Annotated in this window: 17 protein-coding genes and 3 tRNA genes; 8 read left to right on the forward strand and 12 right to left on the reverse strand. The window is 65.6% G+C overall.

Annotation, left to right across the window (positions count from 1 at the left end):
• Positions 1 to 2: 2 nt before the first annotated feature.
• The 6 genes from PcP3B5_RS05095 to PcP3B5_RS05120 all read right to left on the reverse strand — a co-directional run bounded on the left by PcP3B5_RS05095 (position 3) and on the right by PcP3B5_RS05120 (position 7,999).
• Positions 3 to 4,970 (reverse strand): PilC/PilY family type IV pilus protein, encoded by a 4,968-nt coding sequence (locus PcP3B5_RS05095; protein WP_061560708.1) that lies wholly within the window; start codon positions 4,968 to 4,970, stop codon positions 3 to 5.
• Positions 4,971 to 4,985: 15 nt separating this feature from the next.
• Positions 4,986 to 5,519 (reverse strand): pilus assembly PilX family protein, encoded by a 534-nt coding sequence (locus tag PcP3B5_RS05100; RefSeq protein ID WP_043318034.1) that lies wholly within the window; start codon positions 5,517 to 5,519, stop codon positions 4,986 to 4,988.
• On the reverse strand, positions 5,516 to 6,295 hold the full coding sequence (locus PcP3B5_RS05105; protein WP_061560709.1) for a PilW family protein: 780 nt from the start codon (positions 6,293 to 6,295) through the stop codon (positions 5,516 to 5,518). The genes PcP3B5_RS05100 and PcP3B5_RS05105 overlap by 4 nt, the downstream gene beginning before the upstream one ends.
• Positions 6,296 to 6,306: 11 nt before the next feature.
• Entirely contained in the window at positions 6,307 to 6,861 is a 555-nt protein-coding gene (gene pilV, locus PcP3B5_RS05110; protein ID WP_061560710.1) for a type IV pilus modification protein PilV, read from the reverse strand.
• Positions 6,858 to 7,337: a GspH/FimT family pseudopilin gene (locus PcP3B5_RS05115; RefSeq protein WP_061560711.1), complete on the reverse strand. Its 480-nt coding sequence runs from the start codon at positions 7,335 to 7,337 to the stop codon at positions 6,858 to 6,860. Before PcP3B5_RS05115 ends, pilV begins: the two co-directional genes overlap by 4 nt.
• Positions 7,338 to 7,486: 149 nt before the next feature.
• Positions 7,487 to 7,999, reverse strand: a complete 513-nt coding sequence (locus PcP3B5_RS05120) for a GspH/FimT family protein (RefSeq protein ID WP_009617575.1) — start codon at positions 7,997 to 7,999, stop codon at positions 7,487 to 7,489.
• Positions 8,000 to 8,177: 178 nt separating this feature from the next.
• On the opposite strand from PcP3B5_RS05120, the gene thiO reads away from it, so the two are divergent.
• A complete protein-coding gene (gene thiO, locus PcP3B5_RS05125; protein ID WP_061560712.1) occupies positions 8,178 to 9,287 on the forward strand; it encodes a glycine oxidase ThiO in 1,110 nt (369 codons plus the stop codon).
• Positions 9,288 to 9,331: 44 nt separating this feature from the next.
• On the opposite strand, the gene PcP3B5_RS05130 is transcribed toward thiO, so the two are convergent.
• The 4 genes from PcP3B5_RS05130 to PcP3B5_RS05145 form a co-directional block, all read right to left on the reverse strand.
• Complete coding sequence (locus PcP3B5_RS05130; protein ID WP_061560713.1) at positions 9,332 to 10,669, reverse strand: sigma-54-dependent transcriptional regulator; 1,338 nt, start codon at positions 10,667 to 10,669, stop codon at positions 9,332 to 9,334.
• A gap of 11 nt (positions 10,670 to 10,680) precedes the next feature.
• Positions 10,681 to 12,270, reverse strand: a complete 1,590-nt coding sequence (locus PcP3B5_RS05135) for a sensor histidine kinase (RefSeq protein ID WP_043273654.1) — start codon at positions 12,268 to 12,270, stop codon at positions 10,681 to 10,683.
• Positions 12,263 to 12,493 carry a PP0621 family protein gene (locus PcP3B5_RS05140; RefSeq protein WP_061560714.1) on the reverse strand — a complete coding sequence of 77 codons (231 nt, stop codon included), beginning with the start codon at positions 12,491 to 12,493 and terminating at the stop codon, positions 12,263 to 12,265. The genes PcP3B5_RS05135 and PcP3B5_RS05140 overlap by 8 nt, the downstream gene beginning before the upstream one ends.
• A gap of 138 nt (positions 12,494 to 12,631) precedes the next feature.
• Positions 12,632 to 13,645, reverse strand: a complete 1,014-nt coding sequence (locus PcP3B5_RS05145; RefSeq protein ID WP_009617585.1) for an outer membrane protein assembly factor BamD — start codon at positions 13,643 to 13,645, stop codon at positions 12,632 to 12,634.
• Positions 13,646 to 13,791: 146 nt separating this feature from the next.
• Here PcP3B5_RS05145 and rluD point away from each other — a divergent pair, with 146 nt between their 5' ends.
• The 4 genes from rluD (at position 13,792) to clpB (ending at position 18,384) form a co-directional block, all read left to right on the forward strand.
• Positions 13,792 to 14,751, forward strand: coding sequence for a 23S rRNA pseudouridine(1911/1915/1917) synthase RluD (rluD, locus tag PcP3B5_RS05150; protein WP_061560715.1), 960 nt, complete (start codon positions 13,792 to 13,794; stop codon positions 14,749 to 14,751).
• A complete protein-coding gene (gene pgeF / locus PcP3B5_RS05155) occupies positions 14,748 to 15,476 on the forward strand; it encodes a peptidoglycan editing factor PgeF (RefSeq protein ID WP_061560716.1) in 729 nt (242 codons plus the stop codon). Before rluD ends, pgeF begins: the two co-directional genes overlap by 4 nt.
• 100 nt (positions 15,477 to 15,576) lie before the next feature.
• Positions 15,577 to 15,741, forward strand: a complete 165-nt coding sequence (locus tag PcP3B5_RS31795) for a hypothetical protein (protein ID WP_160336925.1) — start codon at positions 15,577 to 15,579, stop codon at positions 15,739 to 15,741.
• Between the two features lie 78 nt (positions 15,742 to 15,819).
• On the forward strand, positions 15,820 to 18,384 hold the full coding sequence (clpB, locus tag PcP3B5_RS05160; RefSeq protein WP_061560717.1) for an ATP-dependent chaperone ClpB: 2,565 nt from the start codon (positions 15,820 to 15,822) through the stop codon (positions 18,382 to 18,384).
• Positions 18,385 to 18,790: 406 nt separating this feature from the next.
• Here clpB and PcP3B5_RS05165 read toward each other — a convergent pair whose 3' ends face one another.
• Both PcP3B5_RS05165 and PcP3B5_RS05170 read right to left on the reverse strand, forming a co-directional pair.
• Complete coding sequence (locus PcP3B5_RS05165; protein WP_009617596.1) at positions 18,791 to 19,123, reverse strand: PilZ domain-containing protein; 333 nt, start codon at positions 19,121 to 19,123, stop codon at positions 18,791 to 18,793.
• A 3-nt stretch (positions 19,124 to 19,126) separates the two neighbouring features.
• Entirely contained in the window at positions 19,127 to 21,472 is a 2,346-nt protein-coding gene (locus PcP3B5_RS05170; protein ID WP_061560718.1) for a DUF1631 domain-containing protein, read from the reverse strand.
• 209 nt (positions 21,473 to 21,681) lie between these two features.
• Between PcP3B5_RS05170 and PcP3B5_RS05175 the strand changes: the two genes are divergently transcribed.
• From PcP3B5_RS05175 to PcP3B5_RS05185, 3 genes are all read left to right on the forward strand, one after another.
• A tRNA-Asn gene (locus PcP3B5_RS05175) sits at positions 21,682 to 21,757 on the forward strand.
• A gap of 9 nt (positions 21,758 to 21,766) precedes the next feature.
• A tRNA-Pro gene (locus PcP3B5_RS05180) sits at positions 21,767 to 21,843 on the forward strand.
• A 6-nt stretch (positions 21,844 to 21,849) separates the two neighbouring features.
• Positions 21,850 to 21,925 (forward strand) — tRNA-Lys (locus PcP3B5_RS05185).
• The last annotated feature ends 1,129 nt before the right edge of the window (positions 21,926 to 23,054 follow it).

Here is a 23,054-nt window from a genome sequence, read left to right on the forward strand (position 1 = left end):
CCTCATTGCGGGGCTGCGCGCCAGGTCTGGCGTCCGGTGGACTCGGGGCCGAAGCTGATGTTCATCGGCGCTCCGTCGGCGGTGAAGCGGGTATTGCCGGAAAGTGCCGCGCCACCGGCCGGGGTCTTGTAGCCGGAGACCACCTGGCTGGTGTCGCCGGAAACGTAGGCGTCGCCCTGGTCGACCACGAAGTTCTGGCTGAAGTCGAAGATGTTGAAGTCGGCGCGACCGCCGGTATAAGGGTCGAGGCCGTATGACCAGCCTTCCACACCAGCCTGGCACACATCCAGGCTGGGTGTGCGGGTGTTGATCAGCAGGGCCTGACCACGGGCCGCCATTTCGTCGACGATCCGCTCGCCTACCAGGCTGCCCCCGGTGACCTGGAGGTTCAGGTACCAGCCGCTTTTCGTCGTCCAGTCCACGCTGTTCTGGCTGAGCAGACGGATATCGAAGGTGTTGGCCGTGTTGTCGGCGAAGGTCGCACCGTTCACCTGGGACGAAATGGTCTGCCCTTGCAGGTTGGCCCGCGACAGGGTTGGCGTGCTGGTGACCGCTTCGCCCTTGGTCTTCTTGTCCCAGATGCCGTAGAGCGTCTGCAACTGGAACGGGCTGGTCTTGTCGACGGTGCCCAGGTAGCGGCCGGTACCGAAGATCACCAGATAGCCAGTGGTCGAGGGATGGCGTACCAGCGATGGCGGCGCGGTGATCGGTTGGCGCACACTGCCACTGCCGTCGGCATCCTTGGCCACGTACAGCGGGGTGCCGTTGAAGGATGTCTTGAAGGTCGAGGCCTGGACGTTAGTGTTGGCGAAGGGGTTGGTGGCGGAGCTGTCGATCAGGTCGAAGCGCCACAGATTGCCCTGCAGGTCGCCGGCGTAGGCGTAGTCGATGATGCCATCGCTGTTGTTGTCGGCGCCGCGGATGCTGGACAAGCCGTTGGTACCGGCGACGCCCTGTGCTTCCAGTGTCTTGAGGACGGTGCCGGTCTTGATGTCCAGCACGTACATCACCGCCTTGCCGCTGCTGTTGTTGGCGCTGTTGTAACCATTGGGCAGCAGCACGCCCCATTGACCGCTGTGCAGGCGGGCGACCACCGGAGTGGGGATGGTGAAGCCGAGGTTGCTCAGCGTCGTGTTGGTACTGTCCTTGCTGCTGGCGTTGTCGTCGTCGAACTCCCAGAGCAGGGCGATGTTGTCCGGGTCGGTCACGTCCAGGGCGAAGGCGGACTTGCCGCCGGCGCCCAGGGTGCCCACCAGCACGGTATGCCAGGCGTCGTCGTAGTAGACGTCGCGCACGGTCAGGCTGCCGTCGACGAACCAGCGGTGCTGGGCGGCGGTGTAGTCCTTGCTGCTCAGGTACTGCAGGTTCGGGATGACGGCGCGGGGCACGAAGGCGAATTTCTCCACGCCGGTGGTGCCGTCGAAGGCGTGCAGCATGCCGTCGTTGGCGCCGACGTAGACCTGGGTGCGGCGAGTCTTCTTGGCTTCGATGAAGTCGGCGTACTTCTGGTAGCCGCCATCGATGGCGCCTGCCAGGTAGGCCAGGTACTGGGCGCCGGAGACCACCACCGGGTTGGAGTTGATGATGTCGCCCAGCAGGGTGCTGCGCCGGCGGAAGCTGCTGCCTTCGCCGCTGCGGTCGCCCAGCACGTAGCCGAGCTGCGCGGAGGTCAGGGTGGTCTGCAGGTCGACGCCGTTGTAGGTCACACCCGACAGGTTGCTGTGGGTGAGGGTGGTCAGGCTGCCGTTGCTGCCCTTGAACTTGATGTTACGGGTGCTCGGGAACTGGTCCTTGGCGTGCCAGACCACGGTACGGGCGAAGGTGGCCGGGTTGATGGTCTCCTTGATCAGGTCGCCCGACCAGTCGTCCACCAGGAAGTTGGAGCGGTATACCGAGCGCGCGTCGCTGATCGAGGCGCCGGGTTGCAGGCGCTCCACCGACGGGGTGGAGACGGAGCTGTTGCGCTGGTAGATGTCGTTGAACGCTTTGTTCAACTGGTCCTTCAGCGTCAGGGCGTTGGTGACCAGGAAGTAGTTGTCCGGCACGCCGTTGCCATCGGTGTCGTTGTTGGTCGCGTTGGTGCCGTACTTGGCGGCGTACCACAACGGGTTCTCCAGGAAGGTGGCCGCCGGGGTGCCCGACAGGGTGAAGGTGCGCGAGGAGCTGAGCCGGCTCAGGGTGCAGTCGTTGGGTTTGGTGGTCGCGTTGCAGTAGTTGGGATCGCGACCATCGGGAGTATCCAGCTTGTAGGCGACGTTGTTGCCGCCCTGGTCCTTGACCTCAAGGTAGATACCGTCCTTGGTGGTGCCGGAGATCACGTAGCCCATGTGCTGGTCGATGCCGCCGGCGGCGTATTCGGAGGTCATGTTGATGACCAGCTTGCCCTGATCGTTGACCAGCAATTCATACAGGGCGATGGCGTCCATGTCATGGTCGGCGCCCTGTTCCACGTCCTCGTAGTTGATGCGGAACTTGGCGTAGGGACGGCCGCCGTTGAGGGTGGCGTCGCAGTCGCTGACCAGGCTGGGCGTGCCGCCATTACAGGCTGGCGAAGTATTGGCGAACTTCTCCACGTAGTAGTCGACGATCTGGTCGGTGGGCTGGAAGCTGCCGTTCGCGTCGATGCTGCTGCCACCGACGGACTTGGCGAAGGGCACCACGGTCACCACGCTGGTGACGCCATTGCTGGTGACGGGGAACTTGATGGTCGGCAGGGGCGAGGCCAGTGCTACCGAGTAGGTCAACAGGGCCTTGTCGCCGCCGATCTTGTTGTTCGCGCCATAGCGCGCCACGGCAGCGGAGTAGTAAGTGCCCTGTTTGCTGGGTTCCTCCGGCGCCAAACCGCGGACGGTGGACAGGTTGCTGACGGTCTTGGCTGTGGGGGCACTGTCGGCGACACCGTTGGATTCGCCGATGAAGATGGACTTGCTGCCACCCCCTTCGGCTGCCCAGATCTTGTCCGCCTCGGTGGAGACGTTCAGGCCCGCCAGCGATCCTGAGGAGGGCGCCGAAACGTCGGTGGACCATTTGCTGCCCGGCAGCTTGAAGTCATAGGACGGGTTGATGTCGCTGATGACCGTCATGGCCGGGACCGAGCACACGGGGTAGCCATTGGGGTTGGCGGTCGACTTGTAGGGCGGGGTCCAGGTGCCGATGCGCGGAAGGCCCAGCACGTCCTTGTCCTTGCTGTTGCCGGAGCCATAGTCATAGGTGCTGGTGGGCGTTGTTTCACCGGAGAAGTAGCGCATCGTCTCGTACATCATTTCGCCGATCGGATTGCCCCACATGTAGCAGGTGTCGTTCTGAGTGATCGGGCGCGTGGTGATCCAGCCGCAGCCGTAGGTATGGTCGCCGTAGTTGAAGTCGATGATGCGCAGCTTGTTGATGGTCGCCACGATGCCGTTGGTCACGCCGTCGGAACCGCACACGTTGGTGCCGGCGAAGCAGTATTGCCCGGTGGTCGAGCTGTACTCCTTGGAGAAACTCTGCAACTGGCTGCGCAGCACGCCGCCGCTGATGTTCTTCTGGAACGAGCCGGTGAGCAGGCCGAAGTACATCTTGTTGGTGGCGCCGTAGTCGTGAAGGATACCGGTCGGCTTGAAGCCGTTGCCGTAGGCGGTGCAGTTGCTTTCGCGCAGGCCGGCGTTGTCGGTGCCGCTGGGGCAGACCGAGACCTTGACGTTCCTGTCGGTCATCTCGCTGGTGCCGGTGGCCGGGGTCTTCCAGTACAGGTAGAAGTTGGCGTCGCCGCTATTTTCCTCGTGACGGAACTTGAAGGTATAGGCGGTACCCGCGGTGAGCGTTACCGAGGCGGTGGTGCCGTTGCCGCCGCCGCCGGCCTTGCCGTGGTCGCCATAGTAGGACGCGGTAACGCCATTGACCTGGAATTCGACCGCGTCGTCACCGTCCACCGAGAACTGGTAGACGCCCGTCAGCGCCGGGGTCAGGGTGCCGGTGATCAGCGTGTGATAGCCATCCTGGCCACAGCCGTTAGCGGAGTAGGGGTTGGTGAAGTTCTGGCCGGTGCTTATGTTGGTGAATGATGGCGTTCCGCTACCGCATTTTGCAGAGTTGCTGCTGTAGTTGTTGAACAGGTCGTCCATCTGCGACTTGTTGGTGGAAGTCGAGCGCGAGTCCTTCCAGGTGGTGAGCGTCAGGCCCGACATCTGGTCGGCGGGCACGATGGTCCAGTTGCCGCCACTGGGGCCGCCACTGGTGCAGTTGACCTCCGAGCCGGAACTGTTCACGCAGGTGCTGCCGGCTACCGGCCGCTCCTTCGACACCCAGTTCCAGATGCGGAAGCTGGTGTTGGTCAGGGTGCGCAACTGCGGCACGCCGGTGTCCTGGGTCAGCGACACCACGGCGAACAGGTGGCGGTAGCCGCCGGCCGCCGGCTGGCTCAGCGGGGTGTAGTCGGAAATGCGGTAGCCGTCGTAGGCCTCGCTCAGGTATTCCTTGCCCCAGGCGTGGTCGTCCTGGGGAACGTAGGAGCCTTGCAGCACGGTGGAGGTGGTGGTGTCCTCCACCCGGTAGCCGCCGTAGAGCACCTTGCGCAGGGCGTCCATGCGCGAGGTGGCCAGGTAGTTGAGGAAGTCGCCGCTCCAGTGCCCCGGGCACTTCTTGTTGGTGGTGGCGCTGACCGGGCTGAAGCGGCCGTCGCTGTAGTCGTAGCAGGCGAACGAGTTGAAGTAGCCGTAGTAGTCGATGCCGCCGTGGTCCTTGTCCAGGTGCCCCTTGTAGCCCACGTCGAGAATGCCGTCGCCATTGAGGTCGGAGGCATCGTTGTAGGCCTCGTAGTACAGCTTGTGGTCACGGCCCATGACCAGCATGTTCAGCGGTGGCACCGAGTCGTTGACGAAGACCGGGGTGCGCGAGATGTCGATGTCTGCCCAGGCGCTGGCGCACGGAAGCAGGAGGGCGCAGAGCAGGCTGGCGCTGGCGTTGATCGCGGTTTGGCGGAGAGTCTTCATGTCAGTGCCTGGGAGTCAGTTGTTGTATACCCGGGCCACCACGGAGCGCAGTGGGGCCGTGCGGTTGTTGCTGGAGGCGCGGCTGTTCACTTCATAGAAGAAGGTGCCGTTGCCCAGCATCATCGAGCCGTACTCGGGGTTGATCGACTGGCCGCCGACGTTGCCGCTTGGGGCGGCGATCATGTAGCGACTGACAGTGGTGGTCTGCGTGGAGGGCGTAACGCCCGTGCCGGTGTAGCCCATGGCGTCGGAGAAGTCCTGGGCATAATCGTTGGCGGTCTTGTTCCAGATACAGGGCAGGTCATCGGTGGTGGCGTCCGCCGGGCAGCGGTCGGGCGGCAGCAGCGACTCGCTGAGGCTCTCCTCGGTGTTGCGTAGCGCCGATTCGGCGCCGTTGAACAGGCGCTTCTCCTCGGCCACGCTGCCGGTGATACGGGCTTCCAGCGCCGACTGGCGGACGCTGGAGATGGCCAGCACGGAGATGACCAGCAGGATGATCAGCGAGACGAACAGGATCGCGCCCTGCTGCGAATGGCGGGATGCATTCATGGCATGAGGTTCCTGAGGGTGATCGAGCCTTGGGCGATCTGGTAGAGCTGCCCGCTGTCGGTGCCGATGCCGGAGTCGGGATAGCGGGCCTTCCATTGCGTCAGGGTGGTGCTATCCATGCCCTGGCGGGCATTGACCGAACTCACCATAAGAGCGGCATAGCGCACTGCCCGGATCGGCTGGGTACCCGGGGAGGTGGTATAGGTATCTACCTGGCGTTCATCGGTCTGGGGGCCGACTCCGTACTCGAACTGAATGTCGGCGACGCCTCTTAGGATGGTCCCTGGCTCATCTTCACCCGCTGCACACTTGAGTTCGTTGTCTTCGATGAAGAACTTTTCCATCACGGTCAGCGTGCTGGTGGTGTAGGGCTCGTCGGGAACGGTTCCGTCGGCGGGCTTCGCCCCCAGGCAGTTGCGCTCGTCGGGGTCGCGGGGTTCATAGCGGATGCAGATGCCGCTGTCGCTGGCCAGCGTGACAGTCTGGCCCTTGGCGAATGCGCATCCCTCCGGGGCTCCGCTGCTTGAGTCTGCCGCCGGGAAACTGGTATCGAACCCGCGGTCGGGCTGGCGCCGATAACCGGTCTTGCTCAGTTCCTGGTCGAGCAGCAGGAAGGTGTAACGGCTGTTTTCCTGGTTCTCCGTCTGGGCCTGCTGGAAGACGAAGGTGTTCTTGTTGTCGATGAAGATCTGCACTATCCCGATGATCAGGAAACTGCTGACGGTCAGGGCGACCATCAGCTCGATCAGGGACAGGCCTTGCTGGCGCTTCTGCATGCTGGTCCGCCTCAGATTTCCGCTCTTACCCGATAGCGGCAAATGGTCTTGTCGTCGCCGCTGTCCGCCGCATCCATGCACTCGCCGTTCTTCACCCGCCAGGCCACCTGGATTTCGATGGCGCGGCCCGCGCTGCCACAAGTGCCGGCGCTGCTCCCTGCACGGCAGACGTGCACCTCGGCTGCCAGACCGCTGGCGCCGGGCAATGTCTCCTGTACGCGAGTCAGCCAGCAGTTGAGCTGCTCGGCGGGGTTGGCGTTGGCGGGGAGCGGCTGGCAGCTTCCCTCCTCGGGCGCCTCCGGGTAGCCGTCGCTACCGGTGAAATACGCCGAGTTCGGGTTGAGGTTGCCGCTGGCGGTATAGACCTGGTCGCGATTGCTGCGCATGGTCTCCAGCATCTCGTTGGCGAGCATGGCGGCGGTGCTGCGTTGCACGGAGTCCTGGGTGTACTGCACCGTGCGCCCTTGCATGGCGACCATGCCCAGCACCCCGATGCAGATCAGCAGCAGGGCGACCAGCACCTCGATCAGGCTGAAGCCGGAGGATTGCCTGCGAACGTCATTCATGATCCGCAACTCCCGAGTGCTTCACCTGCGTCCGACGTGCCGCGAGGCCACAGTCTCACCTGTCCGGCCACGCTGACGGTCAATTGATAGCCGGTGGCGGCATCACCGTCGTTGCAGATGTAGATGTTGGTATTGGCGGAGGCGGTGCCGTTCGGATAGAAGGTCACCGAGGCAGTGGCCGGCAGGATGCTGAGGGTGCTTTGCTGGCTATCCAGTTGGCGAAGGACGGTATTGCCCTGGCTGACTGTCCAGGCTCCGCTGCTGGCTGCTGCAGTGATATCGACATTGCGCGTCACCGCCTCGGCGCGGGCGTATTGCAGCAGGGAGGCGAGTTCGCTGGCGGCGCTCTGAGTCCGGTTGGTCTTGATCAGGTAGCTGAAGCTGGGCAGCGCGATGCTGACGAAGATCACCAGCAGCGCTACCACGATCATCAGCTCGACCAACGTGAACCCCGCCATTTCCTTGGGGCGCGACATGGCGCATTCCTCCTATTTACCTTGAAGGAAATGCTGCCAATTTGTGTGGGAAATGTCCCTTTTTGTTGGATGGCCGATACAAATCGCGCGATGTCCGGTCATGTCCGCTGGTCTTCTGTGACCTCGGTCGCAGAGCGGCTGTGCGCTGCTCAGCGTGGGCAGAGGCTGGCGCTGGGGGCGCTTTCGTGGCGGATGCGGCCGCTGCGGTTGATCACGATCCGGTGGGCTGTGGCGTGCTGGGCACAGATCCGGAAATGGCCGGCGTGGAAGGCGCCGTTGGGGCGGATGGCCTGGCCCTGGGGGCGGTAGTGGATGTAGCTGCGGGAGGTTTCGTCCGGGTATATCTGCACGCCTTCCAGGGGCGGGTGTAGGCGTAGCCGGGGTTCGCCGGATTGCTGCTGGCCGTCGTTGTTGTCGTCGTGGAACAGCGCCCAGCCTTTGGCCCAATCGCCTTCGTGGGCCACGACGCTGACCGGGCGGCCGGTCAGTACCGCGGTTTGCCGGGCATGGCTCAGGGCGCCATGCAGGCTGTGCAGGGCGACAAGGGCGCGATTTGACTGGAGCAGGTTGTCGAAGGCCGGTACGGCCAGGCTGGCGAGCAGCGAGAGCAGGAGAATCGAGAGCAATGCTTCCAGCAGGCTGAATCCGCGATTCTTGGGCATGAGGAGCCGTCCCTGGCTTTGCCTTGCTGCCGCAGTATCTTTCTTTTGGTCCGTTATCTGGGCCTTGGATGTCGTGCGTCGATTCCGTCGAAGGTGTAGGGCGCTTCGCTCTGGTGGGGTTGGTATAGTGGCGCGCCGGATGACCGTCCGGTTTCCTGTCGGTTCGAGGTGCAGCGGTATGTCGGATGTTCTGCTTGTCGGTGGTGGCGTTGTCGGGCTGTTGAGTGCCTGGACCCTGGGGCGCGAGGGGCTGCGGGTGACTCTGGTCGAGCGTGGCGAGACCGGGCGCGAGGCCTCCTGGGCCGGCGGCGGCATCGTTTCCCCGCTCTACCCCTGGCGCTACAGCCGGGCGGTGGCGAACCTGGCGCACTGGTCGCAGGACTTCTATCCGGCACTGGGCCAGCAACTGCTGGAGGACACCGGCGTCGACCCCGAGGTGCACGTCACCGGCCTCTATTGGCTGGACCTGGACGACCAGGCCGAGGCGCTGGCCTGGGCCCGCGCCAACGACCGCCCGCTGCAGGAGGTGGATATTTCGGCGGTCCATGATGCCGTCCCCGCGCTGGGAGCCGGTTTCCAGAAAGCGGTCCACATGCCGGGCGTGGCCAATGTGCGCAACCCGCGCCTGGCGCGTTCGCTGCGCGAGGCGCTGCGGCGTATGCCGAACGTCGAGGTGCTTGAGGGTTGCGAGGTCAGCGGTTTCATCCAGGAGCAGGGCGCCATTCGCGGCGTGCGCTGCGCCGCCGGCGAGCTGCGGGCCGATGCGACCGTGCTGGCGGCCGGCGCCTGGAGCGGCGAGCTACTGGCCGGTCTGGGCCTGGAACTGCCGGTCGCGCCGGTGAAGGGGCAGATGATTCTCTACAAGTGCGCGGCGGATTTCCTGTCGAGCATGGTGCTGGCCAAGGGGCGCTATGCCATTCCGCGGCGCGACGGCCATATCCTGGTGGGCAGCACCCTGGAGCATGCCGGCTTCGACAAGACGCCCACGGACGAGGCCCTGGCCAACCTGCGCGCTTCCGCCGAGGAACTGCTGCCGGCGCTCGCCGGGCTGGCGCCGGTGGGGCATTGGGCAGGGTTGCGGCCGGGCTCGCCCGAGGGTATTCCCTTCATCGGCCAGGTGTTGGGGTACGAAGGGCTTTGGCTGAACACCGGGCACTACCGCAACGGCCTGGTGTTGGCGCCGGCCTCCTGCCGGCTGCTGGCGGACCTGATGTTGAAGCGCGAGCCGATCATCAAGGCGCAACCCTATGCGCCGGAAGGGCGGTTGGTGGCGACGCCGTTGGCGTGATCCCGTTCGCGAAGACAGGCAGGGCATAAGGGCATGCCCCTTGCTCAATCGATCCCCAGCTTCTTCAAGCGATAGCGCATCGAACGGAACGTCAGCCCCAGCCGCTGGGCCGCGGCGGTACGGTTCCAGCGGGTTTCTTCCAGCGCCTGCATGATCAGCTTGCGCTCGATCTCTTCGAGGTAGTCCTCGAGGTTGTCGATCTGCGCCAGGCTGGCCTCGCCGCTTTCGCCGCCGCCGGTGGCCTCGGCGAAACGCAGGTCCTGGGGCTGGATGACATCGTCTTCGCACAGGGTGTAGGCGCGTTCGAGCATGTTCTCCAGTTCGCGCACGTTGCCCGGGAAACGGTAGCTCTTGAGCTTTTCCAGGGCTTCGGGGCTGACCTGCGCCGCGGCCAGGCCGCTGTCGTTGGCCAGGCGCTTGAGCACGCGCTCGGTGAGCAGAGGGATGTCCTCGCGGCGCTCGCGCAGCGGCGGCACGCGCAGTTCGATGACGTTCAGGCGGTAGTAGAGGTCCTGGCGGAAGCGGCCGGCGGCGACTTCCGCAGCCAGGTCCTTGTGGGTGGCACAGAGCACGCGCACGTCCACCGCCACTTCCTGCTGGCCGCCCACCGCGCGCACGGCTTTTTCCTGGATGGCGCGCAGCAGTTTCACCTGCATCGGCAAGGGCAGGTCGGCCACTTCGTCGAGGAACAGGGTGCCGCCATTGGCGGCCTGGAACAGGCCCTGCTTGTCTTCCACGGCGCCGGTGAAGCTGCCTTTCTTGTGCCCGAAGAATTCGCTTTCCATCAGCTCGGACGGAATGGCGCCACAGTTCACCGGGACGAAGGCCACTTCGCTGCGCGGGCCCTGCTCGTGGATCAGCCGGGCCACCAGCTCCTTGCCGCTGCCGGATTCGCCGCTGATGTAGACCGGCGCCTGGCTGCGCGCCAGCTTGGCGATCTGGTTGCGCATCTGCCGCATGGGCGGCGAGTCGCCCAGCAGGCGGTTGTCCACCGGCGCGTCTTCCGCGCCCGGCGAGCGCAGGCGCAGGGCCGTGGCCACCAGTTCGCGCAGGCGGCCGAGGTCCACCGGCTTGGTGAGGAAGTCGAAGGCGCCGGCCTTGAGCGCGTTGACCGCGGTGTCCAGGCTGCCGAAGGCGGTGATCATGGCCACCGGCACCTGCGGGTGGCGCTGCTGGATGTGCTGCACCAGGTCCATGCCGGTGCCGTCGGGCAGGCGCATGTCGGTCAGGCACAGGTCGAAGGGCTCGCGGGCCAGGTATTCCTTGGCCTCCTTGACGTTGCGGGCGCTGCGGGTGTCCAGCTTCATGCGGCCGAGGGTGATCTCCAGCAGCTCGCGGATATCCGGTTCGTCGTCGACGATCAGGGCTTTTTGCCGGCTCATGCTCTTTTCTTTCAGCTCTGCTTGCGCGGGTGGGCGAAGGTGATGCGGAAGCTGCCACCGCCTTCGTCGCGGTTCTTGAAGTCGATGCGGGCCTGGTTGCTTTCGCACAGCTCGCGGGAAATGTACAGGCCCAGCCCGGTGCCCTTGCTCTCGGTGGTGAAGAAGGGTTCGAACAGCTTGCCCAGCTGCTCCGGGGCGATGCCGGGGCCGTCGTCGAGCACCTCCAGCACCGGCAGGTCGCTGTCCCGGTCGCGGAACAGGTTCAACCACACCTGGCCGCTGCCGTTCTGCCGGGCACTGTACCGTAACCCATTCTGCACCAGGTTACCCAGCACCTGGGTGAGTTGGCTGGGGTCCATGCGCGTCTGGATCTCGCCGCCGCCCATTTGCAGGTGGATCTGCTGGTCGCCGCGCAGGCCTTCGCGCTGCTCGTCGGTGAAGCGTTGCAGCCACTGCCTGAGGTCCAGCTGTTGCGGCTCGGCCTGGCGTCGCCGCGACAGTTGCAGGACGTTCTCGATCACCAGGTTCATGCGTCGCGACTGGTCCTGGATGATCTGCGTCAGGCGCCGGTCGGGGGCGTCGAGCGTTTCGGACTCCTGCAGCAGCTGCGCGGCGTGGCTGATGGCGCCCAGGGGGTTGCGGATCTCGTGGGCGATGCCGGCGGTCAGCCGGCCCAGGGCCGCCAGCTTGAGCTGCTGGGCCTGCTGGGCGATCTGCGAGATGTCTTCGAGGAACACCAGGGTGTGCTGTTCCTCGCCGCGGCGCAGCGGGATGAAGCTCGGCTGCAGCATGGGGCCGCCTTCGGGCGCCTGCAGGCTGGGCGGGCGCAGCGAGGGGTTGCGTTCCCACTGCTGCAGGCTGTCGAGCAGCTCCGGGCAATGCTCGGTGGCGAGCTTGCCCGCCAGTTCCGGCTGGGCCAGCAGGCCCAGGGCGCTCTGGTTGGCCAGCAGCACGCGGTGCCGGCTGTCCAGCACCAGAATGCCGGTGCGCATGCGCTGCAGGATGAGGGCGTTGAGTTCTTCGAGGTTGGCCACGGTGGTGGCGCGTTCCTCGGCCAGGTGCTCGGTGAGTTGCTGGCGCCGCGCCAGGCCCTGCAGCAGCAGCGCTGCGGCGAAGCTCAGGGCGCCGAGGCTGCCGGCCTGGACGTAGTGGTTGATCGCCGTGGGCTGGCTGAGGCTGAGGTAGAAGGTCAGGTAGATCATGCCGATCGCGGCGACGGCGGCGATCAGCAGGCCGATGCGCCCGCGCAGCAGGATGTTGGCGATGCCCACCGCCACCACCAGCAGGTTGCCGATGCCGCTGGGCACGCCGCCGGCGGCGTAGAACAGGCCGCACAGCGCGAGGATGTCGAACAGCGCCAGGAGGAAGATCGGCAGCAGCTGGCGCGGCGTCGGCATCAGCACGGCGATCAGGATGTTGACGATCAGGTAGCTCCAGCAACTGGCATGGAACAGCGCCGACTGGCCGACGTTGAGCACGCGGTCGTCGAGGTCGCTGGAAATCAGCAGCACCAGCAGCAGGCCGATGCTCAGGCGGTACAGGTGATACAGGCGGAGGATGCGCTGCCCCTGCTGGCCGCTGATGGGGATGGCCTTAGCCATGCCGCGGGCTGTCCTGCTGCAGGTGGGCCTGGCTGCAGTACCAGCGCTGCTCGTGCTGCAGCGCGTTGGCGCGCGGCACGTGCACACCGCACTGGGCGCAGCGGACCATGGGCTCGGCCGGGTCGTCCGGCGGCGCCTGGGGCGGGCGTTGCGGGCGGGTAGCCTTGCGCCACAGCCACCAGATCAGGGCGATGAGGAGGATCCAGAACAGCAGGCGGACCATGGCGTTCCCTTTTTTCGTGAAGAGCCGCAGTTTATCCGAGCTACCACGGCGTACAAGTCGCGCGGGCCGGTACTGTGCGGAAGATTCGCGCGGGCATGAAAAAGGGAGGCCGGAGCCTCCCTCTGCATGGCGGGTCGATCAGTCGACCAGGCCGAAGGTCAGGTAGTGCCACCAGGAGTGGCTCTTCTTGCCGCTGGTGTCGGGCTTCTCGACTTCCTCGTCCTGGTGCTCGGGCTGCAGCTCGCGCGGGATCTGCTGGCGCGCGTCCTCGTACTGGCGCATCACGTCCTTGCTCGCCTGGGTTTCCATCTGCGGCGGCGCGGTATTGGAGTCGATCAGGCCGAGGGTGGCCTTGGCCAGCCAGGAGCGGCTGCTGTCGTCGTCCTCGCGGGGCTCGAACTGGCCGTCCTTCAGGCTGGGGTTGTCCGGGTAGTTGAGCTTGAGGGTCTGCAGGCTGCTGTCGGCCAGGTCGTTCAGGCCCAGGCGCTGGTAGGCCTCGGTCATGATCGCCAGGCCATCGCCGACGGCCGGGGTCTCCTGGAAGTTCTCCACCACGTAGCGGCCGCGGTTGGCGGCGGCCACGTAGGCCTTGCGCTTGAGGTAGTAGTGGCCGACGTGCACTTCGTAGGCCGCCAGCAGGTTGCGCAGGTAGACCATGCGCGCCTTGGCGTCCGGGGCGTAGCGGCTGTTGGGGAAGCGGCTGGTGAGCTGGGCGAACTCGTTGAAGGAGTCGCGCGCCGCGCCCGGGTCGCGCTTGGTCAGGTCCAACGGCAGGAAGCGCGCCATCAGGCCGCGGTCCTGGTCGAAGGAGGCCAGGCCCTTCATGTAGTAGGCGTAGTCGACGTTCGGGTGCTGCGGGTGCAGGCGGATGAAGCGCTCTGCCGCCGAACGCGCGGCTTCCGGCTCGGCGTTCTTGTAGTTGGCGTAGATCAGCTCCAGCTGCGCCTGTTCGGCGTAGCGGCCGAACGGGTAGCGCGACTCCAGCGCCTTCAGCTTGTTGATGGCGTTGGTGTAGCTGTTGTTGCCGAGGTCTTCCTGCGCCTGCTGGTACAGCTGGCTCTCGCTCAGGTTCTCGTCGACCTTGTCGCCCTTGGACGAGCAGGCGGAGACCAAGACGAGGGTGGCGATCAGCAGCAGGTGTTTCACTTGCATGGCGGCTTGCGTCCCTGGACGGTCGGCTGTCGCGGCCGCATCCGTCTGTTATGATTGGCGCCCCAGGCGAACCCCTGGGACAAAGGCCCCGTATTTAACCACAGCGTGCCGCCCACCAAAAGGTGGCGCGCCTACTGTGTCCCATCATGTCCGATCTCATCCAACTGGCGGCAGAAGTGCCGTTCGACCTGGGCGGCCAACGCCTCGACCAGGTCGCCGCGCAACTCTTCCCCGAACACTCCCGCTCGCGCCTGGCCGGCTGGATCAAGGACGGCCACCTGACCGTCGACGGCGCCGTGCTGCGCCCGAAGGACGTCGTCCACGCCGGCTCGCGCCTGGCGCTGGAGGTGCAGCTGGAGGCCCAGGGCGAGTGGAAGGCCCAGGACATCGAGCTGGACATCGTCTACGAGGACGAGCACATCCTGGTGATCGACAAGCCCGCGGGGCTGGTGGTCCACCCGGCCGCCGGGCACCAGGACGGCACCCTGCTCAACGCCCTGCTGCACCACGTGCCGCACCTGGCCAACGTGCCGCGCGCCGGCATCGTGCACCGCCTGGACAAGGACACCACCGGCCTGATGGTGGTGGCCAAGACCCTCGAAGCCCACACCAACCTGGTCGCCCAGCTGCAGGCGCGCTCGGTGAGCCGTATCTACGAGGCCATCGTGGTCGGGGTGATAGTCGCCGGCGGCAAGATCGATGCGCCCATCAGCCGCCACGGCGTGATGCGCCAGAAGATGGCGGTGGTGCCCACCGGCAAGCAGGCGATCAGCCATTACCGGGTGCTGGAGCGCTTCCGCTCGCACACCCACACCCGGGTGAAGCTGGAGACCGGCCGCACCCACCAGATCCGCGTACATATGTCGCACATCGGCTTTCCGCTGGTGGGCGACCCGGTCTACGGCGGGCGCTTCCGCATTCCGCCAGGGGCCAGCCCGACGCTGGTCGAGTCGCTGCGCGACTTCCCGCGCCAGGCGCTGCACGCGCGCTTCCTCGAACTGGACCACCCGGCCAGCGGCGTGCGCATGAAGTGGGAGTCGCCGCTGCCTGACGACTTCACCTGGCTGCTCAGCCTGCTGCGTCAGGACAACGAGTCCTTCGTATGACCTCGCCCTGGCTCATCCCCGACTGGCCGGCGCCGGCCAACGTGCGCGCCTGCGTCAGCACCCGCGCCGGCGGGGTGAGCCAGGCGCCGTTCGACAGCTTCAACCTCGGCGACCACGTCGGCGACGAGCCGGCCGCGGTGGCCGAGAACCGCCGTCGCTTGGAACAGGCCCAGGGTTGCCGGCCGGCCTGGTTGAGCCAGGTGCACGGCATCGAGGTGGTGGAAGCCGACCCGTCCCGCGTCGCCACTGCCGACGCCAGCTGGAGCGCCACGCCGGGCATCGCCTGCGCGGTGCTCACCGCCGATTGCCTGCCGGCGCTGTTCTGCGACCGCGCCGGCACCCGCGTTGCGGCGGCCCACGCCGGCTGGCGCGGGTTGGCCGGCGGCGTGCTGGAGGCCACTCTGGACAAGCTGGCGGTGCCGGCCGCTGAGATGCTGGCCTGGCTCGGCCCGGCCATCGGCCCGCAGGCCTTCGAGGTCGGTCCGGAAGTCCGTGAAGCCTTCCTCGCCGACCACGCCGAGACCAAGGTGGCCTTCGTGCCCAGCGTCAATGCCGGCCGCTACATGGCCGACATCTACCAGCTCGCGCGCATCCGCCTGGCCGCGCGTGGCGTGACCGCCGTCTACGGCGGGGGGCTGTGCACCTTCAGCGACACCGAGCGCTTCTATTCCTACCGCCGCAACCCGCGCACCGGGCGCCAGGCCAGCCTGGTCTGGTTGGCCTGACTCTGTAGGTCCCGATCTTCGTAGGAGCGAGCTTGCTCGCGAACAGGTTCCGCAGCCCCGTAGGATGGGTTGAGCCTGCGAAACCCATGCGGTCGTGGTGATGGGTATCGCTTCGCTCAACCCATCCTACGAAGAGCACCTCGGCGCAGTCGGCAACACTCTTCCCCTGCATGCGAATGCCGGTGCCGTGATGGCCTTGCGCCGGCACGAACTGACCGGCGTCATGGCGATTTGGCTTGAAGCGGCCAAAATCGTCCTTATCTAACTGGCATCCCGGCGGGTTGTTTCTTCATCAGGGGCAGGTATCGCTCCGACCCGCTATCTAGAAGGAAGGACGAACTCCATGCGAATCGACCGTTTGACCAGCAAGCTGCAACTGGCGCTGTCCGATGCCCAGTCCCTGGCCGTTGGCCACGATCACCCGGCCATCGAGCCGGTGCACCTGCTTAGCGCCCTGCTCGAACAGCAGGGCGGTTCCATCAAGCCCCTGCTGATGCAGGTCGGCTTCGATATCCCGGCCCTGCGCGCAGCCTTGAATAAAGAGCTGGATGCGCTGCCGAAAATCCAGAATCCCACCGGCGACGTGAACCTCTCGCAGGACCTGGCGCGCCTGCTCAACCAGGCCGACCGCCTGGCCCAGCAGAAGGGCGACCAGTTCATTTCCAGCGAACTGGTGCTGCTCGCCGCCCTGGACGACAACGCCAAGCTCGGCAAGCTGCTGCTCGGCCAGGGCGTGAGCAAGAAGGCCCTGGAGAACGCGGTGAACAACCTGCGCGGCGGCGAGGCGGTCAACGACCCCAATGCCGAGGAGTCGCGCCAGGCCCTGGACAAGTACACCGTGGACATGACCAAGCGCGCCGAGGACGGCAAGCTCGACCCGGTGATCGGCCGTGACGACGAGATCCGCCGCACCATCCAGGTCCTGCAGCGGCGCACCAAGAACAACCCGGTGCTGATCGGCGAGCCTGGCGTGGGCAAGACCGCCATCGTCGAAGGCCTGGCTCAGCGCATCGTCAACGGCGAAGTGCCCGACGGCCTCAAGGACAAGCGCCTGCTGGCCCTGGACATGGGCGCGCTGATCGCCGGCGCCAAGTTCCGCGGCGAGTTCGAGGAGCGCCTGAAGGCGGTGCTCAACGAGCTGTCCAAGCAGGAAGGGCGGATCATCCTGTTCATCGACGAACTGCACACCATGGTCGGCGCCGGCAAGGCCGAGGGCGCCATGGACGCCGGCAACATGCTCAAGCCGGCCCTGGCCCGCGGCGAGCTGCACTGCGTCGGCGCCACCACCCTGGATGAATACCGCCAGTACATCGAGAAGGACGCGGCCCTGGAGCGGCGCTTCCAGAAGGTGCTGGTGGACGAGCCCAGCGAGGAAGACACCATCGCCATCCTGCGTGGCCTCAAGGAGCGCTACGAGGTGCACCACGGCGTGACCATCACCGACGGCGCCATCATCGCCGCGGCCAAGTTGTCGCACCGCTACATCACCGACCGCCAGCTGCCGGACAAGGCCATCGACCTGATCGACGAGGCCGCCAGCCGCATCCGCATGGAGATCGACTCCAAGCCGGAGGAGCTGGACCGCCTGGACCGCCGGCTGATCCAGCTGAAGATCGAGCGCGAGGCGCTGAAGAAGGAAGACGACGAGGCCACCAAGAAGCGCCTGGCCAAGCTGGAAGAAGACATCGCCAAGCTCGAACGCGAATACGCCGACCTGGAAGAGATCTGGAAGTCGGAGAAGGCCGAGGTGCAAGGCTCGGCGCAGATCCAGCAGAAGATCGAGCAGGCCAAGACCGAGCTGGAACTGGCCCGCCGCAAGGGCGACCTGAACCGCATGGCCGAGCTGCAGTACGGGGTTATCCCGGACCTTGAGCGCAGCCTGCAGATGGTCGACCAGCACGGCAAGGCGGAGAACCAGCTGCTGCGCAACAAGGTGACCGACGAGGAAATCGCCGAGGTCGTGTCCAAGTGGACCGGCATCCCGGTGTCGAAGATGCTCGAAGGCGAGCGCGAGAAGCTGCTGCGCATGGAAGACGAGCTGCACAAGCGCGTCATCGGCCAGCACGAGGCGGTGGTGGCGGTGGCCAACGCCGTGCGCCGCTCCCGCGCCGGCCTGGCCGACCCCAACCGGCCCAGCGGTTCCTTCCTGTTCCTCGGCCCGACCGGGGTGGGCAAGACCGAGCTGTGCAAGGCCCTGGCCGAATTCCTCTTCGACACCGAAGAGGCGCTGGTGCGCATCGACATGTCGGAGTTCATGGAGAAACACTCGGTGGCCCGCCTGATCGGCGCCCCGCCGGGCTACGTCGGCTATGAGGAAGGTGGCTACCTGACCGAAGCCGTGCGCCGCAAGCCGTACTCGGTGGTGCTGATGGACGAGGTGGAAAAAGCCCACCCGGACGTCTTCAACATCCTCCTGCAAGTGCTCGAAGACGGCCGCCTGACCGACAGCCATGGCCGCACCGTGGACTTCCGCAACACCGTGGTGGTGATGACCTCCAACCTCGGTTCGGCGCAGATCCAGGAACTGGTCGGCGACCAGGAGGCCCAGCGCGCGGCGGTGATGGACGCGGTGAACGCGCACTTCCGTCCGGAGTTCATCAACCGGATCGACGAAGTGGTGGTGTTCGAACCGCTGGCCCGCGAGCAGATCGCCGGCATCGCCGAAATCCAGATGGGCCGCCTGCGCAAGCGCCTGGCCGAGCGCGAGCTGAGCCTGGAGCTGAGCACGGAGGCGATGGACAAGCTGATCGCCGTCGGCTTCGACCCGGTATACGGCGCGCGGCCGCTGAAGCGGGCGATCCAGCGCTGGATCGAGAACCCGCTGGCGCAATTGATCCTGGCCGGCAAGTTCCTTCCCGGGGCGAAGATCCATGCCAAGGTGGAGGGCGACGAGATCGTGTTTGCCTGATCTTGGTGCCTCTGGAAAAGCCCCGCGTTGCGGGGCTTTTTCTTTTTTGCTTTTTGCTTTTGTAGGAGCGAGCTTGCTCGCGAATGGTGCTTACCGGCAGCACAGGTGCCTTGGAGTGGCTCCGCTCCCTCTCCCCAGCCCTCTCCCTGAAGGGAGAGGGGGCTTGTCCGTGCCGAGAAATGGCGTGGTTTCAGCCGGCAATCTCTGTGCTAGCCGGCTGATTCCAGAACATCAGCGTCTGCCCAACGGTCCCCTCTCCCTTCAGGGAGAGGGTTAGGGAGAGGGCGTTCTTTGGAATCCTGCCAACTCCTTCCGGCAGAACACCATTCGCGAGCAAGCTCGCTCCTACGAGGAGCGCGGCAAATGATGGGATATCGGAGGATGGTTCGCGTAGCGCGAAGCCCCCTCAAAGATGCGCAATCAACTCCTCCAGCGCCTTCGCCTGGTCGTCCGCCAGGTCGATGATGTGGAAGCCTGCCCAGCCCAGCTGCCCGTCGGTGCCCTTGCGGCTCCACAGGCAGTCGGCGCCCAGGGTGATCTCGCCCACCTCGTGCAGCGGCGGCAGGGGCACCAGGCGGCATTCCAGCACCGAATCCGCCGCCGGCACGTCGACGCCGCAGAGCATGAAGCCTTCGACGGAGAGGTCGGCCAGGCGGCCGAGGCTGCGTCCGGTGTGGCGGTCGAAGACCTCGACCTTCAGGTCCGTGCTGTGCCGGTTGTGCTGGCGGCGTTCGTCCATCGCTTACTCCTCGGATGGGCTGTTGGGGCGCCCGGCAAAGCGCTGCAGCATGCGGTAGATGGCGCCGAGCGCGCGGTCGACCAGGGGCTGGGCCCCGGCTCCGGCCAGGCGCACCTTGCCCTGTTCCATCTCCAGCGCCAACTGGCCGATGGGTTTGACGGCGACGCGCTGCCCCAGGTGATCGACGAACATATAGTTGCGCGTGGTGGGGCTGAACCAGGACAGCTTCAGGCGCCGTGGCGGCGTGCTGTCGGTGAACTCGAACCAGGTGCCGAATTCGATGCGGCGCAGTTCCTCCATGATCGCCCGGGCGCGGATGGACAGGCTTTCCTCGGTCTGCCGCTCGGCCACGCTTTCGCCGTCGAGCATCGCCCCCAGCGGGCTTTCCGGCAGTTCGGGGTGCAGCCTGGCGGCGATTTCCGGCTGCTGCGCCTGGATCGCGTGCTGGCAGGCGACCAGGTCCTGCAGCAGGCGGCGGATGCCTTCCTCGTGGTAGCCGCCGAGCACTTCCAGGCCCTTGCGCAGGTCTTCCAGCAGCGCCGGGCGCATGGCTTGCAGGCGCGCGCGGCCGGCGCTGTCCTGCGGCGTGACGCTCCAGGCCAGTTGCTCGGCGATCTCGCAGGCGCGGCGCCATTCGTCGCTGTCCTCGCCGTTGCGCAGGAGGATGAAGGTCAGGGCGTCGGCCCAGCTGAGGTCGAGGAAGTTGCGCACCAGCTGCGGCAGTTCGCGTTCGGCGCAGGCCTTGCGGATGACCTCGATCGCCTGTTCGCGCGCGCCCAGCAGGCGGTCGCGGCCGCGGGCCGCCTCGGTGGCGCGGCGTTCGCGCAGTTCGGCCTTCTGGCGGATGTTGCCGATGTATTCGTTGAAGTCGCCGAGCAGCTCGTCGAACAGGCGCAGGTCGCCGGCGAAGTCCTGGATCACCCGCTCGACCACCCAGTGCATCTTCGCCAGCAGCCCGCGCTCCTCGCCGTCGCCGCCGTACAGCGAACCGGCCTGGGCCATGGCGTTGAGCAGGCGGCGGGCCGGGTGGTGGTGCTGGGTGAACAGCGCCTTGTCCTGCAGGGCCACCTTGAGGAAGGGCGTGTGCAGGTGGGAGAGGGTGGTCTTGCAGCTGTCCGGCAGGCTTTCGTCGTCGAGGATGAAGTCGAAGACCATGCCGACCAGGTCGATGACGTCGGCTTCCTGGTCGGTCAGCTTGTTCTGCCCGGGGCGGTCGCTGCCGGCTTCCAGTTGCTGGTGCAGGTCCTCCTTGAACTGCTGGACCGCCTGGGGCTGGCGGATGCGCCGGGCGAGGTCCTGGGCGGAGATGCGCTGCAGGCGGTTGAGCGCGTCGAGCAGCTCCCCGGCGCTGTAGGTGCGGGTAGCGCTGCGTGGCGTCAGGCGGGCGATGCTGTCGCTATGGCCGAAGTTCTCCAGGCCGCGCCGCCGGTGTTCGGCGAGCAGGGCGTTGAGGCCGCCGTAGAGCGCCTGCTGGTCGCTGGGCGGGTAGGGCGGCAGCTCGCTGAAGTCCAGCGGCGGCGCTTCGGTGCTGGCGGATGCGCCCGGGGCGCCGGGAGGCACCGCGGCGTTGCTGCCTCCGCTGCCAGTATCGGCCGGCGCCGCTGGCGTGGCTTGTCCGGGGGCCGCTGCGCTCGGGCGTGGTGCCGGGCGAGAGCCCTGCTGGGCGCGGTAGCGCAGGTTGGGCAGGATGCCGGCCTCGGTCAGGCGTCGGTTCAGTTGTTCATATAGAGGTGGCAGGTTGCGCATCACCTGCTGGTCGAACAAGACATAGAGCACGGTCTTGATGCGCAGGGCGAAGCGGCTTTCCGCGAGCATCTCGCGGAAGCACTGGGCGATCGCCTGGGGGCCGAAGGGGTTGCTGTCCTCGGCCAGCTTGCTGCCGTTGTTGAGCAGGGCCAGGCGCTGGTCCAGGGCGAACAGGGACTGCGCGCACTGCGCCTTGACCTGGTTCACCATGTTGGTGATGAGCAGGGTTTCCTCGTATTCCTCGTTGCCGACCAGGGACAACTGCTCGACGTCCAGCTCCTCCAGGTGCGCCCGGGAGGGCAGGGTGCCCTGCATGAAGTCGCCAAGGCCCTTGGCGAAGCGCTGGTGATAGAGGCGCTCGAGGGTGGGGCGCTGGCGGCGGATCTCGCGCATGCTGTCGAAGAACAGCGCCTGCACCTGGTTGTTCTCGGCCTTCTCGGCGCATTCGAAGAGGGTGTCGTCGACCTGGGCGAAAACCGCCGCCAGGAGTTCCGCCAGGTGGTTCATCGCCAACTGCCGGCAGCCCTGTACCAGCTCGCCGAAGCGTGGCTGGATGGCCCGGCTGGCGACGTTGGAAGACGGCGGGGTGTCCTTCGAACTCATGGGCGATCCTGTCCGTGATCTCAGCGCCTGCAGGCGAGGGCAACTTGTTTTATGCAGATATAGCAATCTGCCTGCCGGCCTGCAAAGAAAAAGAAGAAAAACTTTTTGGATCAGAGGGTTGACAGTCCGTTCGAGACCCGTAAAATGGCGCGCCTCTGATACGGGAAACGGCAACGCCGAAACGTAGAAGGGATTGGAAGGCTCGTCGTTCCGCGATAGCTCAGTCGGTAGAGCAAGTGACTGTTAATCACTGGGTCCCTGGTTCGAGTCCAGGTCGCGGAGCCAACTTCCAAGCGGGGTATAGCGCAGTCCGGTAGCGCGCCTGCTTTGGGAGCAGGATGTCGGGAGTTCGAATCTCTCTACCCCGACCATATCGAGGGTCGTTAGCTCAGTCGGTAGAGCAGTTGGCTTTTAACCAATTGGTCGTAGGTTCGAATCCTACACGACCCACCATCTTCCAGCCGGTCGCCCAGGTGAACGGCAATCGAAAAGCCCGCAGTCTCGTTGAGATTGCGGGTTTTTTCGTTTTTTGTCTGGGGTGTTTGGGCTGGGGCTTGTAGGAGCGAGCTTGCTCGCGAACCGGCCGGTGATATCTGCGCTTTGGTTCCACTCCGCTCCCTCTCCCTAACCCTCGGCTACGCGCCCCGCCCTGAAGGGAGAGGGGACCGTTCGGAGTGCGTGGGTATTCCTGAGTTAGCCGGCAGCGCCGAAGGTTTCCAGCTGAAACCATTCCTCCTCGCGGCACGGACAAGCCCCCTCTCCCTTCAGGGAGAGGGCTGGGGAGAGGGGCTCTTGAGAACCCGTCCGGTATCCCTCCATTCGCGAGCAAGCTCGCTCCTACGAAGAGCCGAATCATCCCTTTAGCGTCAGTTGGTACGACTGAAACCTTACTGAAATACAAAACTAATCACGCTGTCATTTCGCCGAGCTAATGTTTTTCGCCGTTTGTACTCATCGCGAAATCAGTCATATCCGGCCGGATTTTGCCCAGTCAAAAACGGCCACGCCGTTAGAATCTGAAACGCTTTTCCCGCCCGAATCGCTTGCTGCGGCGATGTGTCGCACTCTGCGCAGGGCGTTTGCGACAGCTTTTCCAGCTCTCTTGATCGAGATCATTTCCAGCCTTGCGAGGTTGTTCTAGGGCACCTCGACAAGGCACCTTCCGATGCGGCTGGATGCCGCGCCAGCCGGGGCATTCAGCCCTCCTGGCGAGGGCTTTCGGAGGGCTCCGGAAAGCGCCTTTCCAACCTTGCATTTCCTGTGGGAATTGCTCGTTTTTCGAGCACTCGCGGCGGCCACTCTTAACTCTGGCGAGATAATGTCTTGTTAAAAATGAGACCATCAGGCCTTGCCAGTGGTTTCTGAAATGTCTTGTAATATCGCCCGCCCATTCCTGACCCCATAGCGCCTCGGTTCCAGCGTCGCAGAACCTTGGCAGGCACCCGCCGCAGGCGGTGCTGGAATAACAACGAGGGGCTGACTGTGGTGGGTTTCCGCTCAACAACGAGTAGGGCAATCCGCTCGTGAACAGGTGTCGGCCAGGCAGGCTTCCGAGGAAGCGGCAGGGCAGGCGCCAACACGC

It is taken from the genome of Pseudomonas citronellolis (assembly GCF_001586155.1).
Lineage (GTDB): Bacteria > Pseudomonadota > Gammaproteobacteria > Pseudomonadales > Pseudomonadaceae > Pseudomonas > Pseudomonas citronellolis.